The following is a 13,379-nucleotide window of genomic DNA, read 5'->3' on the forward strand; positions in this document are numbered from 1 at the left end:
GCTCTAGGCTCGAAGCGCGTTACCGATTAACTTGTGCAAGCGGCTGTGGAGGTCGCCATTGGCGGCGATATACTCGCGCCGTTCCAGCATCCGGTCCTGACCGCGATAGTCGGAGACGAAGCCGCCGGCTTCCTTGACCAGCAACATCCCCGCGGCACTGTCCCAAGTGTCGAGGTCATCTTCCCAAAAGCCGTCCATCCGGCCCGCCGCAACCCAGGCAAAGTCGAGGCTGGCAGCACCGAAGCGGCGGATGCCGGCAACTTCGGGTGCGATGGCGGTGTAGATGCGGTTCCATTGCGCCACGTCGGACCGGCCAAGGTGGGGAATCCCGGTCCCGATCAGCGCCTCGTCGAGGTAGCGGCGGGCCGATACGCGGAGGCGGCGGTCGTGCAGCCAACTGCCGCGCCCCTTCTCGGCCCAGAAGGTTTCATCGGTCAGCGGCTGGTAGACCAGCGCGTGGGTAATGTCCGGCTGCCCGTTGGGCTTTTTCTCCTCCACCGCGATCGAGATCGCGAAGTGGGGAATGCCGTGGAGGAAGTTGGTGGTCCCATCCAGCGGATCGATGATGAAGCGCGGCTTGGAAGGATTGCCCTCGATCGTGCCGCCTTCCTCGAGCAGGAAGCCCCAGTCCGGCCGAGCGGCCTTGAGCTCCCCGACGATAGTCTCTTCGGAGCGCTTATCGGCCATGGTGACGAAATCGCCCGGGCCCTTCTTGGACACCTGGAGCTCGCCGACCTCGCCGAAATCGCGGCGAAGCTTGGGAGCCGCCTTGCGGGCGGCCTTTTGCATGACGGCGATCAGGCCGGAATGGGAAACCACTGAACTACCTCGGTTCTTGTTCGATCAGTCCGCGCGGCGGACGTAGGTCTGCTCGTACACATCGACCACGATCTTGGTGCCCGCGCCGATGTGCGGCGGCACCATCACGCGCACGCCGTTGTCGAGCACCGCGGGCTTGTAGCTGGACGAGGCGGTCTGCCCCTTCACCACCGCGTCGGCCTCGACGATCGTTGCCTCGACAGTGTCGGGCAGCTGAACGCTGATCGCTTCCTCGTCGTACAGCTCCATGACGACATCCATGCCGTCCTGCAGGAACGCCGCGGCGTCCCCCAGGAGGTCACGCGGAAGCGTGGTCTGGTCGTAGGTTTCCTTGTCCATGAAGACGAGGCCATCACCCTCGGCGAACAGGAACTGGAAATCCTTGGTGTCGAGGCGGACGCGCTCGACGCTTTCGGCCGAGCGGAAGCGGACATTGTTCTTGCGACCATCGCGCAGGTTCTTGAGTTCGACCTGCATGTAGGCGCCGCCCTTGCCAGGCTGGGTGTGCTGGATTTTCACCGCACGCCAGATGCCACCTTCATATTCGATGATGTTGCCGGGACGAATTTCGACGCCGCTGATCTTCATGGATCCGCTGTTCCGCTTCTACAGGTTGAAAGAGCTTGGTCAGGAACGAGCCCGGCCGAGGGGCAGGCCCCTACCCGCGTTCGCCTCGTCCGGCAAGCTGCGGATAGGGATTGATCGGCGTGCCCTGCCACCAACGCTCCCCCGGGCTCATCCGGTAGATGGCGTAGTGAAGATGCGGGCCGGACGGATTGGCATTGCCGGTGATCCCGACGGTGCCGATCGGATCACCGCGCCGCAACCGCTGTCCTTCGCGCAGGCCCGGCGCGTAGGAATCGAGATGCGCGTAATAATGCAGCCATTGCTCGTCGGGCGAGCGGACATAGACCGTGATCCCGCCGCCACCGTGCGAATAGAACAACTTCTCGACCGTGCCTTCGGTGGCAGCGACGACGGGCGTGCCGCGCGGCGCCATGATGTCGATCGCATTATGAACCCGGCTCCCGCCGCCGCGGCTGGCGGTGTAGGTATCGGTCAGCTGCTCGGTACGAATGCCTGCGACCGGAATCGCCAGTCCGGAGCGCGAGACGATCAGCGGACGGGCAGGTCCAACCTCACGCCGCGGCGCACCGCCCGTGCTGTTGACCCCGACCTTCTCGGCGGTCTCGGCAAGGATGGCGACTGCGCCCGGGGGCGGATCCGCGGTGCGAGTGACGTTGCGCCACCACAGCCACGCCCCAAATGCCAGCAAGGCGAACACCACCGCATTGCCGAAGACGGAGAAAGCGCGGCTGCTCAAGCGGGTTTCTCCTTAGGCCTGGAAGATGGCGGTGAAGCCGGGTTTCATGATCCGGCTAAGGCGGATCACGTCCCAGTTCGCAAGGCGGATGCAGCCCGAGCTTTCGGCGCGACCGATGGTCTCGGGCGAATCGGTGCCGTGAATGCCGTAATGCTCCTTGGTAAGGTCGAGCCAGGCGATTCCGACCGGCCCGTTCGGTCCCGGCGGGAGCATCTGCTCGGGCTCGTTCGGGTCCTTGCCCTTGAGAAGACGCGGCTGATACTTGAACGGCGGTTCAAAGGCGTAGGTCGTGACCTTCCAGCGCCCGATCGGAAGCGGATACTGCGCCGATCCCATGGTCACCGGGAACTGGGCGACCAGCTTGCCGGGATTGTCGTCCAGCTTCGGTGCTGGTCCGGGATTGCTGTTGGTGCTGAACTCGCCCTTCGGCACCCCGCCCTCGTAGACGCGCATCACCCCTTCGGACTTGTCGACCACGATGAAGTCGCCGCGCGGCTGGTTGGCGTCGACATTGAAGAAGTTGAGCAGGCGGGCCTGCTTGTCATCCACCGCACCTGCATAATCGCGCGAGCCGGGCAGCACGTTCGGCAGCCGCAGCACCGCGCCCGGTCCGATCGGCTTGTCCGGGCCGTTCAGCGCAACGATCGTCTGCGGCGTGGTGTGGAAGCGCTCGGAGAGCTGCTCAAGCGAGTTGCGGTAGTGCAGCCCGTCGAGTTTGGCCTGGTCCGCCGCATCCTTGGGGAACGGGAACACGAATGGCCCCTTGAGGTCGTTGTCGCCCAGTCGCAGCATGCGGGTCGACGGGCGGTTGAGCTGCAGCAGCGCCTGGCGAGTAGCCCCGTCGAGCTCGCCCGTGATCGGAAGATTGCGGCTCTGCTGGAAACCACGCACCGCTTGTTCAAACACCATGCCTTTCTTGCCGTCGATCACCCCGCTCGGAAAACCAGCGGCGTCGAGCAGCACCTGCGCGTGGAAGACCGTGCCGTCGATCGGCGAGCCGGGCGTGCCCGGCGGCACCCAGGCCTGCACGCCGGCAGGCTGCTGCGCGGTGCTTGCCTGGTTGGTTGCCGGCTGCTGCGCCAGCGCATGGCCGGCGACCGCTAGCCCCGCGCTCGCGGCAAGAAGGAGAACGACGTTACGCATCGTTTGGGCACCTCAAGAACATTGTCGGTTGTGACCCGAAACGACCGACGCGCGGCTTCTTTCCCGTCCGCGCAAGGAAACGGTCGAACCGGTGCCTCGTTGAGGCTGCCATGCCCAAGGCCATCCTGTTCGACATCGACGGCACGCTCGTCGACAGCAACAACTTCCACGTTCTCGCCTGGGCGGAGGTGCTCCGCGCCGCCGGCCACGAATTTCGGCTCGCCACCATCCATGCGCAGATCGGGAAGGGCGCGGACAATTTCGTGCGCGCGCTCCTGCCAGACGCGACCGCGGACGAAGCCGAGGCGCTCGGCAAAGCACATGGCAAGGTGTTCGCCCGCGACTACATGCACAGGCTGAAGCCCTTTCCCGACGCGCGCGAGCTGCTGGAGCGCTGCCATAATGAGGGGCTGACGGTCATGCTGGCCTCGTCGGCCAACAAGAGGGAGTTGGAACGGCACCTCGATGTGCTCGACGCGCGCGCGATCGTCGATGGCTGGACCAGTGCCGACGATGTCGATTGTTCCAAGCCCTGTCCCGACATCTACGAAGCGGCGGCGCGAAAGGCAGGCGTGGCGCCGGAAGACGCCTTGGCGGTCGGCGACTCGCCTTACGACGTCGAAGCGGCGACCTCGGCCGGGATCAGGATCGTCGCAGTCCGCTCAGGCTTGTTCCCGGACAACAGGCTGGAAGGCGCCATCGCCCTCTACGACAATGTCGCGGAGCTGCTCGAGCGCTTTGAGGAGAGCCCGCTCAGCCGCGCTTGAGAAGCGGTTGGTAGGCCTCGACCGCCTTGGCCGGATCGGGCGCGTTCCACACCGATCCGCACACCGCGAGGAAGTCGGCGCCAGCTTCGACCAGTTGCCCGCCGTTCTCTGGCGTGATCCCGCCAATGGCAACGCAGGGCAATTCGAACAAGGTCGCCCACCAGCCAAGGATACCAAGCTCGGGCACATGGCTGACCTCTTTGGTCGCGGTCGGGAAGAAGGCGCCGAACGCAACATAGTCGGCCCCGGCCTCACCCGCTTCCATCGCCAGGTGGCGGCTGTCGTGACAGGTGACGCCGATCTGAGCGCCGGGCCCGAGCAGCGCCCGCGCCTCTCGCGGTTCGCCGTCCTTCTGGCCGAGGTGGACACCGTCTGCGCCGATCCGTTTAGCAAGGCTCATGTCGTCATTGACGATGAAGGCGGTGCCGGCGTCGGCGCAGATCCGCTGCAGCGGCTCGGCCAGGCGCGCAAGACTGTGCTGGTCGACCCCCTTTACCCTGAGCTGAAATGCGGCCACCTCTCCGCCGCCCAGTGCCGCTTGCAGGCGATCGGGGAAGTCGCCGCCGACCTCTTGCGGGCTGATGAGGTAGAGCGACGCATCGCCCCTCCCCTGCGGCTCGAAACGGTCGGCGAAACCTTCTACGGTCAAATCATTGTCTTGGTCGATCATCCGCTCGCCCTAGCGGACCCTGCGGCGCTCTCCAACGGCTGCGCTCCAGAACAGGGTCGCCGCGACCAGCCACAGGAACGCGAAGAAGGAGCTGAACCGCGCACCGCGCAGATCGACGTCCATGCCGCCGAGCGCCAGTGCGAGTTGCACGGCTGCCGCCCCCGCCATGATCCAAGCCGTCCGGCGAGCCTCGAAACGCACCAGGGCGGCGGTGACGAACACCACCACCGGGATTGCCATGAAGTACAGGTTGTAGGGATTGTCTTCCGACCCGATCATCCCAACCGCGAGATTGGCCCACACGGTCATGAAGGAAGTCAGCACCGCCGCTACGGCGCCAAGCCGAAAGGCATAGCTGCCCGATCGCCGCACAAGGAATTCGATACCAAGGCCGACGCTGCCGAGCATGATTCCCATGATGACAAAGTCGGAGGCGGTCCATGGAAAGCGAAAGATGGCTGGCAACGACAGCAGCGTTGCCAGCACCCCCCACATGGCAAGGCGCCACAAGGCGGGGCGCTTTCGGTCGGGATTGTTCATGGCCTTTACTCCTCAAGAGATTGCTTGCGATGCTTGTCTCCTGCCACCCCCTTCTGCTCAAAGGCATGAGGAAGGGGTGAGGGTTTGCTGAGCGGCGTGAGCAATGAGGTGCTGGAGTTTGGCGGCTTCAGGTTGGAGCCGACCGAGCGGCGGCTGAGCCGCAACGGCGCGGTGGTGGAGGTCAGCGGCCGGTACCTTGATGCCCTCCTGCTTCTCGCGCGCCAGCCTGGCGAACTCATCACCAAGGACCGCTTCATGACCGAGGTCTGGCGCGGGGTTCCGGTCACAGACGAAGCGCTGACCCAGTGCATCCGAAGCCTTCGCAAGGCGCTTGGCGATCAAGCGGGACGTCCGCGCTTCATCGAAACGGTGCCGCGGCATGGCTATCGCTTCCTCGCCGACGTCCGGGTCGGCAATCAGACAGCTTCGACGGAGCGGGCCTCGATTGCGGCCGGAGAGCCGAGAACCGCGCCACGCTGGGTCCCGGGGTTCGACGTTCTTCTTCTCGCCGGTGGGGGCCTTGCCGGCGGTGCGGCGGCCGGCCTGCTCGGCGGGATCGGCTACGGCCTGCTTGCCGCCACCGAGCCGCCGCCCGGCACTGGAGCGGTGTCGATCCTCCTGGTGATGACCTGCCTCTGCCTCCTCGTCGGCATGATCGGCGGGCTTGGCGTCGCGGGTGGAAGCGCGCTGGGGCGGATGGTGGCGCGCGGACGCCTGTTGCCGCTGATGCTGGGCGGGGCGCTTGGCGGCATGGTGGTGGGCGCGCTAGGACGACTGATCGGTCTCGACGCCTTTTCGCTGCTGATCGGAAGCCGTCCACTGGCAATCACCGGCGGCAGCGAAGGGCTGCTCGTCGGTGCCATGGCCGGCGCGGCCTTGTGGCTGGCTGAGCGTGGCCGGCCGACCCTCGTCGGCATTACGGGCAGAGGCGCGTTTCTGGGCGCACTGGCCGGGCTGCTGGTGACGCTTGGCGGCGGCAAGATGATGGCGGGGAGCCTTGCCGGCCTCGCCGCCGCACACCCGGAGGCGCCGCTCGGCCCCTTGCTGGCCTCGCTCACGCCGACCTTGTTGTTGTTGGCCGGCGCGGTGGAGGGAGCGATCTTCATCGCCGCCCTCGCCCTTGCGTTTGCCCTGACGCTGCGGAACCGCAGCGCCGACTGACTGATCTCAGGCCACCGAAGCGGCGTGGATCTCGTCGATCGCAGTGCCGAGCGTCTTGTCGAATTCCTCGTCCGACTGCCCATGGCGCAGGTCGCTCAGCAGCGCGCGGCTGAAGCTTGCGATCATGCCAGGGTTCTTGGCCAACTGCTCGCACGCTTCCGAACGGCTGAACCCGCCCGACAGCGCCACGACGCGAAGCACGCGCGGATGCTTGGTCAGCGGCTCGAACAGGCCGGCTTCGGCCGGGATCGACAGCTTCAGCATAACCTGCTCGCCTTCGGGCAGGCGGTCGAGGTGGCGGAGGATCTCGTCCCGCAGGATGGCGTCGGACGCGGCGCGATCGGCGCTCTTGATGTTCACTTCCGGCTCGATGATCGGCACGAGGCCGTGGCGGAGTACCTGGAAGGCCATCTCGAACTGCTGGGCCACGACGGCGGCAATTCCCGCCTCGTTGGCCTGATTGACGACCGATCGCTCCTTGGTCCCGAACACGCCGAGGCTCTTGGCGCGGGTCAGCAGCTCGTCGAGGCCAGGAACCGGCTTCATCAGCTGGACGCCGTCGCGCTCGTCTTCGAGGCCCTTGTCGATCTTGATGAAAGGAACGATCCCGCGCTCGATCAGTGCGGCGGGGGTCGGCTTGCCCTCGACCTCACCGTCCATGGTCTTTTCGAACAGGATCGCGCCGATCACCTTTTCACCCGAAAAGCAGGGCGAGGTGATGATGCGGCTGCGCATCTGGTGGATGAGGCCGAACATCTCCTCATCGTTCGAGTAAGCGTCTTCCTCGACGCCATAGCCCTTGAGCGCCTTGGGCGTGGAGCCGCCCGATTGGTCGAGCGCGGCGATGAAGCCCTGGCCGGCGGCAATCTTGTCACGCATGTCGTTGAACTGCATCGATTATCCCTTTTGCTGCAAGAGTGCGGAGACGCCCGGTAGGTCGCGTCCTTCCATCCACTCCAGAAATGCCCCCCCGGCGGTTGAAACAAAGGTGAAGTCGCCCGCCACGCCGGCATGGTTGAGCGCGGCAACCGTGTCGCCGCCGCCGGCGACCGAGACCAGGCTGCCGTCGGTGGTCAATGCTGCCGCGATCCGCGCCAGGGCGACGGTAGCCGTGTCGAAAGGCGGCGTTTCGAACGCGCCAAGCGGGCCGTTCCACACCAGGGTCCGGCAGGTCTTGAGCGCGTCGCCGAGCGCCTCGACCGCCGACGGGCCGACATCGAGGATCATCTCGTCTTCGGCGACTTCGTGGACGTTGACGGTGCGAAGGGACGGCGGATTGACGGCGAATTCCTTGGCGACCACCACGTCGTAGGGAAGATGGACGGTGCAATTCGCCTTGTCCGCGGCATCGAGGATGGCGTCGGCCTGGCCGGTCAGCTCGTGCTCGCACAGCGACTTGCCGACATTCACGCCGCGTGCGGCGAGAAAGGTATTGGCCATGCCCCCGCCGATGATCAGGTGATCGACCTTCCCGACGAGGTGGAGGAGCACCGCCAGCTTGGTCGAGACCTTGGCTCCGCCGACCACCGCCGCGACCGGCCGCTCGGGTGAGCCTAGCGCCGCCTGAAGTGCTTTCAGTTCGGCTTCCATCGCCCGCCCGGCGAAGCTCGGCAGCAGGTGCGCGACACCTTCGGTCGAACTGTGCGCACGGTGCGCGGCAGAGAAAGCGTCGTTGACATAATAGTCGCCGAGCGCCGCGATGCCTTGACTCAGCGCCGGGTCGTTCTTCTCTTCGCCCGCGTGAAAACGGGTGTTTTCCAGCACCGCGATTGCGCCCGGGGTCATGGTCGAGATCGCCCGCGTCGCATGCTCGCCCTGGCAATCCTCGACGAAACGGACCGAACGGCCGGTGAGGTCGGTCAGCGGCTTCACCAGCAGCGCGGTCGACATGTCGGGGCGAACCTGCCCCTTTGGCCGGCCGAAGTGGCTGAGCAGCAGCACGATCGCGCCGCGGTCCGACAATTCGAGCACCGTCGGCAGCGCCGCCTGGAGCCGCGTCGCATCGGACACGGCGCCATCCTGCATCGGCACGTTGAGATCGACGCGGACCAGCACGCGCTTGCCCGCAAGGTCGTTCGGCAGGTCGTCGAGGGTACGGAAATCGGGCATTCTCAATCCTTCTTCCCCTGCCGCGCGCGACAGGGGAAAAGAGTTCAGCCGAGCTTGGCCATCGCGCCGGCCGTATCAACCATGCGGTTCGAGAAGCCCCATTCGTTGTCGTACCAGCTGACCACGCGGACCAGCTTGCCCTCGAGCACGGCCGTCTCGAGGCTGTCGACGGTCGAGCTCGCCGGCGAATGATTGAGGTCGATCGAGACCAGGGGATCGGTCGTGTAGTCCAGAATGCCCTTCAGCGGACCGCTTTCCGATGCGGCCTTGAGCACGCCATTGACCTCATCGAGACTGGTGTCGCGCTTGGGGGTGAAGGTGAGGTCGACCATCGACACGTTCGGCGTCGGCACGCGCACGGCCGAGCCGTCGAGCTTGCCCTTCAATTCCGGAAGCACTTCGCCGACCGCCCGGGCAGCGCCGGTGGTGGTCGGGATCATGCTCATGCCCGCGGCGCGCGCGCGGCGCATGTCGGTGTGGATCTGGTCGAGAATCTTCTGGTCGTTGGTGTAAGCGTGGATGGTGGTCATCAGCCCGCGTTCGATGCCGATCGCGTCGTTCAGCACCTTGGCGATCGGGGCCAGGCAGTTGGTGGTGCAGCTGGCGTTGGAGACGATCTTGTGTTCGTCGGTCAGTTTGTCGTGGTTGACGCCGTAGACGACCGTCAGGTCAGCGCCCTTCGCCGGGGCCGAGATGAGCACGCGCTTGGCGCCCGCCGCGAGATGCTTTTCGCCGCCCGCCTTGTCGGTGAAGAAACCGGTGCATTCCAGCGCGATCTCGACGCCATGCTGGGCGTGCGGCAGGTTCGCCGGGTCACGCTCGGCGGTGACCGCGATGCGCTTGCCGTTGACGATGATCGCATCGCCCTCGGCGGTCACTTCACCCGGGAACTTGCCATGCACGCTGTCGCGGCTGAACAACCAGGCATTGGCCTTCGCGTCAGCGAGATCGTTGATCGCGACCAGTTCCAGTCCGCAATCCGGACGTTCCAGGATGGCCCGCGCAACAAGGCGGCCGATGCGCCCGAACCCGTTGATGGCGACTTTGGTCATGCGTCTGTTCTCCCAAATACGGCGGGCGGAGCAAAGGTCGGCCCGGATCAAATCTTCAAGCTATCAGTCCCGGCCTGCTAAGGCCGAGAAAAGCGGGTCGATCAACTCGGATGCGCTTCGGCTTCCGCGAGTGTGCCAGTGTCGGACGAAGCTGATCGCGTCGCGCCACCAAGCTCGTGCAGGCGGGCGAGGATCTTGGGCGCGATCTTGTCGGCCGTGAGGCCGAAGTGTTCGTAGAGGTCCCTGGCCGGCGCGCTGGCGCCGAAACCGTCGAGCCCGAAGCGCAGGCCCTGCACCATCGTCAGCCGCTCCCAGCCGAAGGTGGTGCCGGCTTCTATCGAGACGCGCAGGATCTGCTCCGGCGCGGCGCTTGGCAGCACCTGCTCGCGATAAATCTCGTCCTGCGCTTCGAAGCGGCGCCAGTTGGGCAGGCTGACGACGCGGACGGCGACATCCTCCCCCTCCAGCTTGTCGGCGACGTCCAGCGCCAGTTCGACTTCCGAGCCGGTGGCGATCAGAATGACCTTCGGCGCGGCGTGATCGCGAACGATATAGCCGCCGCGAGCGGACAGGTTCTCGTTTGCAGCCGCGGTCCTCACCGGACGCAGGTTCTGGCGCGACAGGCAGAGCACCGAGGGACCGTCCTGCTTGAGCGCATCGGCCCAGGCTTCGGCCGTCTCCACCGCATCGGCCGGGCGCCAGACCTCGAGATTGGGGATCAGCCGCAAGCTCTGGATATGCTCCACCGGCTGGTGGGTCGGCCCATCCTCGCCGAGCCCGATCGAATCGTGGGTCATCACGTAAACGACCCGAGCGTTCTGCAGCGCGGAAAGGCGCATCGCGGCGCGGCAATAATCGGAAAAGACGAGGAAGGTGCCGCCGTAGGGAATGACGCCGCCGTGCAGCGCCATGCCGTTCATCGCCGCGGCCATGCCGAACTCGCGGATGCCGTAATAAACGTAGCGGCCGGAATAATCCTCTGCGGTGAGCGGGCCGGTGGTCTTGGTCTTGGTGTTGTTTGAGCCGGTGAGGTCGGCCGACCCGCCGATGGTGGCGGGCACCGCGACGTTGATGACCTCCAGCGCCATTTCGCTTGCCTTGCGGGTCGCGACTGTGGGCGGGTTTTCGATCAGGGCCTGGACATAAGGCTGGAGCCAGCGCTCGTCGGGGTCACCGGCCATGCGGCGGCGGAAGTCGTCGGCCTTGTCGCTGGCGGCAAGGCGCTGCTCCCATGCTTCGCGCTCGGCGGCGCCGCGGCTTCCAGCCTTGAGCCAAGCCTCGCGCACGTCGGCGGGAATGGTGAATTCCTGGGGATCGAGCCCGAGACCCTTGCGCGCGGCTTCGACCTCATCCTTGCCCAACGCCGCGCCGTGCGTCGCCGACGTGCCCTGCTTGTTAGGCGCGCCATAGCCGATGATGGTCTTGCAGCGGATGAGGCTGGGCCGGAGGTCGGCCTTGGCCTTCTCCAGCGCCTGCGCTACCTTGCCGGCGTCGAGGCCGTCGCACTCGATCGTGTGCCAGCCGCTCGCCGCATGGCGGGCCATGACGTCTTCCGAGCGGCTGAGCTCGGTCGAGCCGTCGATAGTGATCTTGTTGTCATCCCACAGCACGATCAGCCGCCCGAGCTTGAGGTGCCCGGCAAGACCCACCGCCTCGTGGTTGATGCCTTCCATCAGGCAGCCGTCGCCGGCGATGACATAGGTGTGGTGATCGACCAGATCGTCGCCATAAAGGGCATTCAGATGCCGTTCGGCGATCGCCATGCCGACCGCGGTAGCGAGGCCCTGGCCAAGCGGGCCGGTGGTCGTCTCGACACCGGCAAGCTCGAAGTTTTCGGGGTGCCCGGCGCACGGGCTGTGGAGCTGTCGGAAGTTCTTGATGTCGTCGAGCGTCGGCCGCTCGTAGCCGGTCAGGTGCAGAAGCGCGTAGATCAGCATCGAGCCGTGGCCGGCCGACAGTACGAAGCGGTCGCGGTCGGGCCACTTGGGATCAGCCGGATCGTACTTCATCACCTTGGTGAAAAGGGCGGTGGCGGCATCTGCCATCCCCATCGGCATGCCCGGATGACCGCTGTTCGCGGCCTCGACCGCGTCCATGGCCAGTGCCCGGATGGCATTGGCGAGACGGCGCTGGGTCGGCTGCATCATGACTCCGCTTTTCATGACGGCGCCGCACCGGAGTCGGCCGCGCCGGTAGTGCGGCCCCTTTGGGCGGTGAGCCGTTGAGCGTCAACCTCCACGCCGCTTGGCAGGGGGCATCGGGAGGCATAGGTCAGGCCCATGACACAGGAAGCATTGGAAGCGGCATTGACGCGCGCCGAGCGGGCGCTTGCCCGGATCGAGCGCGTCGCGGAGCAGGTCGGAAAGCGCGGCGAGGGCGAAGAGCGGCTGCGTCAGAAAGTTCGGGCAGCGATCGCCGAACTCGACCAGATCATCGGCAAGGTGGAGGCGTAAGGCATGGCCGAGATCGCGATCGAGATAGCCGGGCGCCAGTACAAGGTCGCTTGCCGCGACGGCGAGGAGCAGAATCTTCGCCACGCTGCCGAGATGGTCGACGCCAAGGGCCGCGAAGCGCTGGCCGGGCTGGGCGCGCTGTCGGAAGGACGCACCCTGCTGTTTGCCTCGCTTCTGCTGGCCGACCAGCTGATCGAGAAGCGCGGGGTGGTCTCGCCGCCGCCCTCCATGCCGCCCGACCCCCAGGTAGTGCGCCGGGTCGACGCCTTGGCCGAACGGCTCGAGCTTCTTGCCGCGAAGCTTGAGAAAGAGGTCGCAAGCGCCTAGATAGGAGTGGACGGGTACTGCCTGGCACGCGCCTCATGAAATCCCTGAGGCTATTCCCGATCCATGGGGGCTGTCCCTGGCTGGGCCCTGGCCCGGCACATATGGTCCCCACCTGACGTTACAGGCGTCAGAGGATTACAAGGCATCGACCTCATGGTGGTCCCGTCACCCTCTCCTTTAGCCGACAAGGCCGCGCTGCGCGCCGAGCTACGCGCCCGGCGGCGGGATTATGCGGCAAGCCTCGCCCCGGACACGCGCAAGGCGCTGGAATCCGACCTCGCCGCGGCGCTTCAGCCGTTGCTGTTCGGGGCAAAAGTCATTGCCGCTTATCAGCCGATGAAGGACGAGATCAGCCCGCTCGCCACGCTCGCCGAGGCTGAGGCGATGGGTAAGGCGACTGCCCTTCCCGCGTTTGCGGCGCGCGATTCGCGCATGACGTTCCGCGCTGGCGAGGCAAGCGAGGCCGGGCCTTGGGGGTTGCTCCAGCCGCCCTTGTCGGCACCGCCGCTGCAGCCGGACCTTGTCCTCATTCCGCTGGTCGGTTGTGATCGCGAAGGCAACCGCATCGGCATGGGTCAGGGCCATTACGACCGCGCGCTGGAAGGATTGCGGGAAACGGCACGGCTGATCGGGATCGGCTGGGACTTTCAACTGCTGGAGGTCGCCATTCCGGCCGATCCATGGGATCAGCGCTTGGACGCCTTCGCTTCCCCCGCCGGACTCATGGAGTTTGCACGCACGTGAACCACGAAGAAGAACCCCGTCCGCGGCCCGCCGCCGGGGCGTTCATGATCATCGGCATCATCATCGTCTGGGCGGTCCTGATCGCCTCGGTGTCGGACATCGTCACCTCCTGGCCAGCGCTGGTTCAGTTCGTTTTCTATATGGTGGCCGGCATCATCTGGATCCTGCCCCTGCGCCCGATCCTGCGCTGGAGCGAGACCGGACGCTGGCGGGCAGACCCGCCCCAACCTTGAAATTTCGGGCTGACTTAGCTACCTCATACACCTTCCC

16 protein-coding genes are annotated in these 13,379 nt (G+C 66.0%); 6 read left to right on the forward strand and 10 right to left on the reverse strand.

From position 1 onward, the window contains the following. Window positions 1-3: 3 nt before the first annotated feature. From ACP69Z_RS12300 to ACP69Z_RS12315, 4 genes are all read right to left on the reverse strand, one after another. Entirely contained in the window at window positions 4-819 is an 816-nt protein-coding gene (locus ACP69Z_RS12300) for an inositol monophosphatase family protein (protein ID WP_426267765.1), read from the reverse strand. Window positions 820-843: 24 nt separating this feature from the next. Then, window positions 844-1,407, reverse strand: coding sequence for an elongation factor P (efp, locus tag ACP69Z_RS12305; protein WP_168070227.1), 564 nt, complete (start codon window positions 1,405-1,407; stop codon window positions 844-846). A 70-nt stretch (window positions 1,408-1,477) separates the two neighbouring features. Beyond that, window positions 1,478-2,143 carry a M23 family metallopeptidase gene (locus ACP69Z_RS12310; RefSeq protein WP_426267766.1) on the reverse strand — a complete coding sequence of 222 codons (666 nt, stop codon included), beginning with the start codon at window positions 2,141-2,143 and terminating at the stop codon, window positions 1,478-1,480. Window positions 2,144-2,155: 12 nt separating this feature from the next. Beyond that, complete coding sequence (locus ACP69Z_RS12315; RefSeq protein ID WP_426267767.1) at window positions 2,156-3,286, reverse strand: L,D-transpeptidase family protein; 1,131 nt, start codon at window positions 3,284-3,286, stop codon at window positions 2,156-2,158. 110 nt (window positions 3,287-3,396) lie between these two features. Here ACP69Z_RS12315 and ACP69Z_RS12320 point away from each other — a divergent pair, with 110 nt between their 5' ends. Further along, window positions 3,397-4,053 carry an HAD family hydrolase gene (locus tag ACP69Z_RS12320; protein ID WP_426267768.1) on the forward strand — a complete coding sequence of 219 codons (657 nt, stop codon included), beginning with the start codon at window positions 3,397-3,399 and terminating at the stop codon, window positions 4,051-4,053. Here the strand turns inward: ACP69Z_RS12320 and thiE are convergent. Together thiE and ACP69Z_RS12330 are read right to left on the reverse strand one after the other, a co-directional pair. After that, window positions 4,040-4,723 (reverse strand): thiamine phosphate synthase, encoded by a 684-nt coding sequence (thiE, locus tag ACP69Z_RS12325; protein WP_426267769.1) that lies wholly within the window; start codon window positions 4,721-4,723, stop codon window positions 4,040-4,042. The two genes, ACP69Z_RS12320 and thiE, sit on opposite strands and share 14 nt — an antisense overlap. A gap of 9 nt (window positions 4,724-4,732) precedes the next feature. After that, window positions 4,733-5,263 carry a hypothetical protein gene (locus tag ACP69Z_RS12330; RefSeq protein ID WP_426267770.1) on the reverse strand — a complete coding sequence of 177 codons (531 nt, stop codon included), beginning with the start codon at window positions 5,261-5,263 and terminating at the stop codon, window positions 4,733-4,735. A gap of 96 nt (window positions 5,264-5,359) precedes the next feature. Between ACP69Z_RS12330 and ACP69Z_RS12335 the strand changes: the two genes are divergently transcribed. Then, window positions 5,360-6,424 carry a winged helix-turn-helix domain-containing protein gene (locus ACP69Z_RS12335; RefSeq protein WP_426267771.1) on the forward strand — a complete coding sequence of 355 codons (1,065 nt, stop codon included), beginning with the start codon at window positions 5,360-5,362 and terminating at the stop codon, window positions 6,422-6,424. Between the two features lie 6 nt (window positions 6,425-6,430). Here ACP69Z_RS12335 and ACP69Z_RS12340 read toward each other — a convergent pair whose 3' ends face one another. The 4 genes from ACP69Z_RS12340 to tkt form a co-directional block, all read right to left on the reverse strand. After that, window positions 6,431-7,318 (reverse strand): fructose bisphosphate aldolase, encoded by an 888-nt coding sequence (locus tag ACP69Z_RS12340; RefSeq protein ID WP_426267772.1) that lies wholly within the window; start codon window positions 7,316-7,318, stop codon window positions 6,431-6,433. Between the two features lie 3 nt (window positions 7,319-7,321). Further along, entirely contained in the window at window positions 7,322-8,533 is a 1,212-nt protein-coding gene (locus ACP69Z_RS12345; RefSeq protein ID WP_426267773.1) for a phosphoglycerate kinase, read from the reverse strand. A gap of 44 nt (window positions 8,534-8,577) precedes the next feature. Further along, a complete protein-coding gene (gap, locus tag ACP69Z_RS12350) occupies window positions 8,578-9,585 on the reverse strand; it encodes a type I glyceraldehyde-3-phosphate dehydrogenase (protein ID WP_426267774.1) in 1,008 nt (335 codons plus the stop codon). A 101-nt stretch (window positions 9,586-9,686) separates the two neighbouring features. Further along, window positions 9,687-11,729 (reverse strand): transketolase, encoded by a 2,043-nt coding sequence (gene tkt, locus ACP69Z_RS12355; RefSeq protein WP_426268104.1) that lies wholly within the window; start codon window positions 11,727-11,729, stop codon window positions 9,687-9,689. Window positions 11,730-11,864: 135 nt separating this feature from the next. Between tkt and ACP69Z_RS12360 the strand changes: the two genes are divergently transcribed. From ACP69Z_RS12360 to ACP69Z_RS12375, 4 genes are all read left to right on the forward strand, one after another. After that, complete coding sequence (locus ACP69Z_RS12360; RefSeq protein WP_426267775.1) at window positions 11,865-12,038, forward strand: hypothetical protein; 174 nt, start codon at window positions 11,865-11,867, stop codon at window positions 12,036-12,038. Window positions 12,039-12,041: 3 nt separating this feature from the next. Then, the gene (locus ACP69Z_RS12365; RefSeq protein WP_426267776.1) at window positions 12,042-12,365 is read left to right on the forward strand and encodes a cell division protein ZapA; all 324 of its coding nucleotides are present in this window, start codon (window positions 12,042-12,044) and stop codon (window positions 12,363-12,365) included. Window positions 12,366-12,518: 153 nt separating this feature from the next. After that, on the forward strand, window positions 12,519-13,109 hold the full coding sequence (locus ACP69Z_RS12370) for a 5-formyltetrahydrofolate cyclo-ligase (protein WP_426267777.1): 591 nt from the start codon (window positions 12,519-12,521) through the stop codon (window positions 13,107-13,109). Next, on the forward strand, window positions 13,106-13,342 hold the full coding sequence (locus ACP69Z_RS12375; RefSeq protein ID WP_426267778.1) for a DUF2842 domain-containing protein: 237 nt from the start codon (window positions 13,106-13,108) through the stop codon (window positions 13,340-13,342). Before ACP69Z_RS12370 ends, ACP69Z_RS12375 begins: the two co-directional genes overlap by 4 nt. The last annotated feature ends 37 nt before the right edge of the window (window positions 13,343-13,379 follow it).

The sequence above is a fragment of the Sphingomonas sp. LHG3443-2 genome (assembly GCF_049896405.1).
GTDB lineage: Bacteria > Pseudomonadota > Alphaproteobacteria > Sphingomonadales > Sphingomonadaceae > Sphingomicrobium.

What these genes read in the sequence shown, in the direction of transcription:
- efp (WP_168070227.1), bottom strand. Translation starts at nt 1,407, where the DNA reads ATGAAGATCAGCGGCGTCGAAATTCGTCCCGGCAACATCATCGAATAT.
- ACP69Z_RS12315 (WP_426267767.1), bottom strand. Translation starts at nt 3,286, where the DNA reads ATGCGTAACGTCGTTCTCCTTCTTGCCGCGAGCGCGGGGCTAGCGGTC.
- ACP69Z_RS12320 (WP_426267768.1), top strand. Translation starts at nt 3,397, where the DNA reads ATGCCCAAGGCCATCCTGTTCGACATCGACGGCACGCTCGTCGACAGC.
- thiE (WP_426267769.1), bottom strand. Translation starts at nt 4,723, where the DNA reads ATGATCGACCAAGACAATGATTTGACCGTAGAAGGTTTCGCCGACCGT.
- ACP69Z_RS12330 (WP_426267770.1), bottom strand. Translation starts at nt 5,263, where the DNA reads ATGAACAATCCCGACCGAAAGCGCCCCGCCTTGTGGCGCCTTGCCATG.
- ACP69Z_RS12340 (WP_426267772.1), bottom strand. Translation starts at nt 7,318, where the DNA reads ATGCAGTTCAACGACATGCGTGACAAGATTGCCGCCGGCCAGGGCTTC.
- ACP69Z_RS12345 (WP_426267773.1), bottom strand. Translation starts at nt 8,533, where the DNA reads ATGCCCGATTTCCGTACCCTCGACGACCTGCCGAACGACCTTGCGGGC.
- gap (WP_426267774.1), bottom strand. Translation starts at nt 9,585, where the DNA reads ATGACCAAAGTCGCCATCAACGGGTTCGGGCGCATCGGCCGCCTTGTT.
- tkt (WP_426268104.1), bottom strand. Translation starts at nt 11,729, where the DNA reads ATGCAGCCGACCCAGCGCCGTCTCGCCAATGCCATCCGGGCACTGGCC.
- ACP69Z_RS12360 (WP_426267775.1), top strand. Translation starts at nt 11,865, where the DNA reads ATGACACAGGAAGCATTGGAAGCGGCATTGACGCGCGCCGAGCGGGCG.
- ACP69Z_RS12365 (WP_426267776.1), top strand. Translation starts at nt 12,042, where the DNA reads ATGGCCGAGATCGCGATCGAGATAGCCGGGCGCCAGTACAAGGTCGCT.
- ACP69Z_RS12370 (WP_426267777.1), top strand. Translation starts at nt 12,519, where the DNA reads ATGGTGGTCCCGTCACCCTCTCCTTTAGCCGACAAGGCCGCGCTGCGC.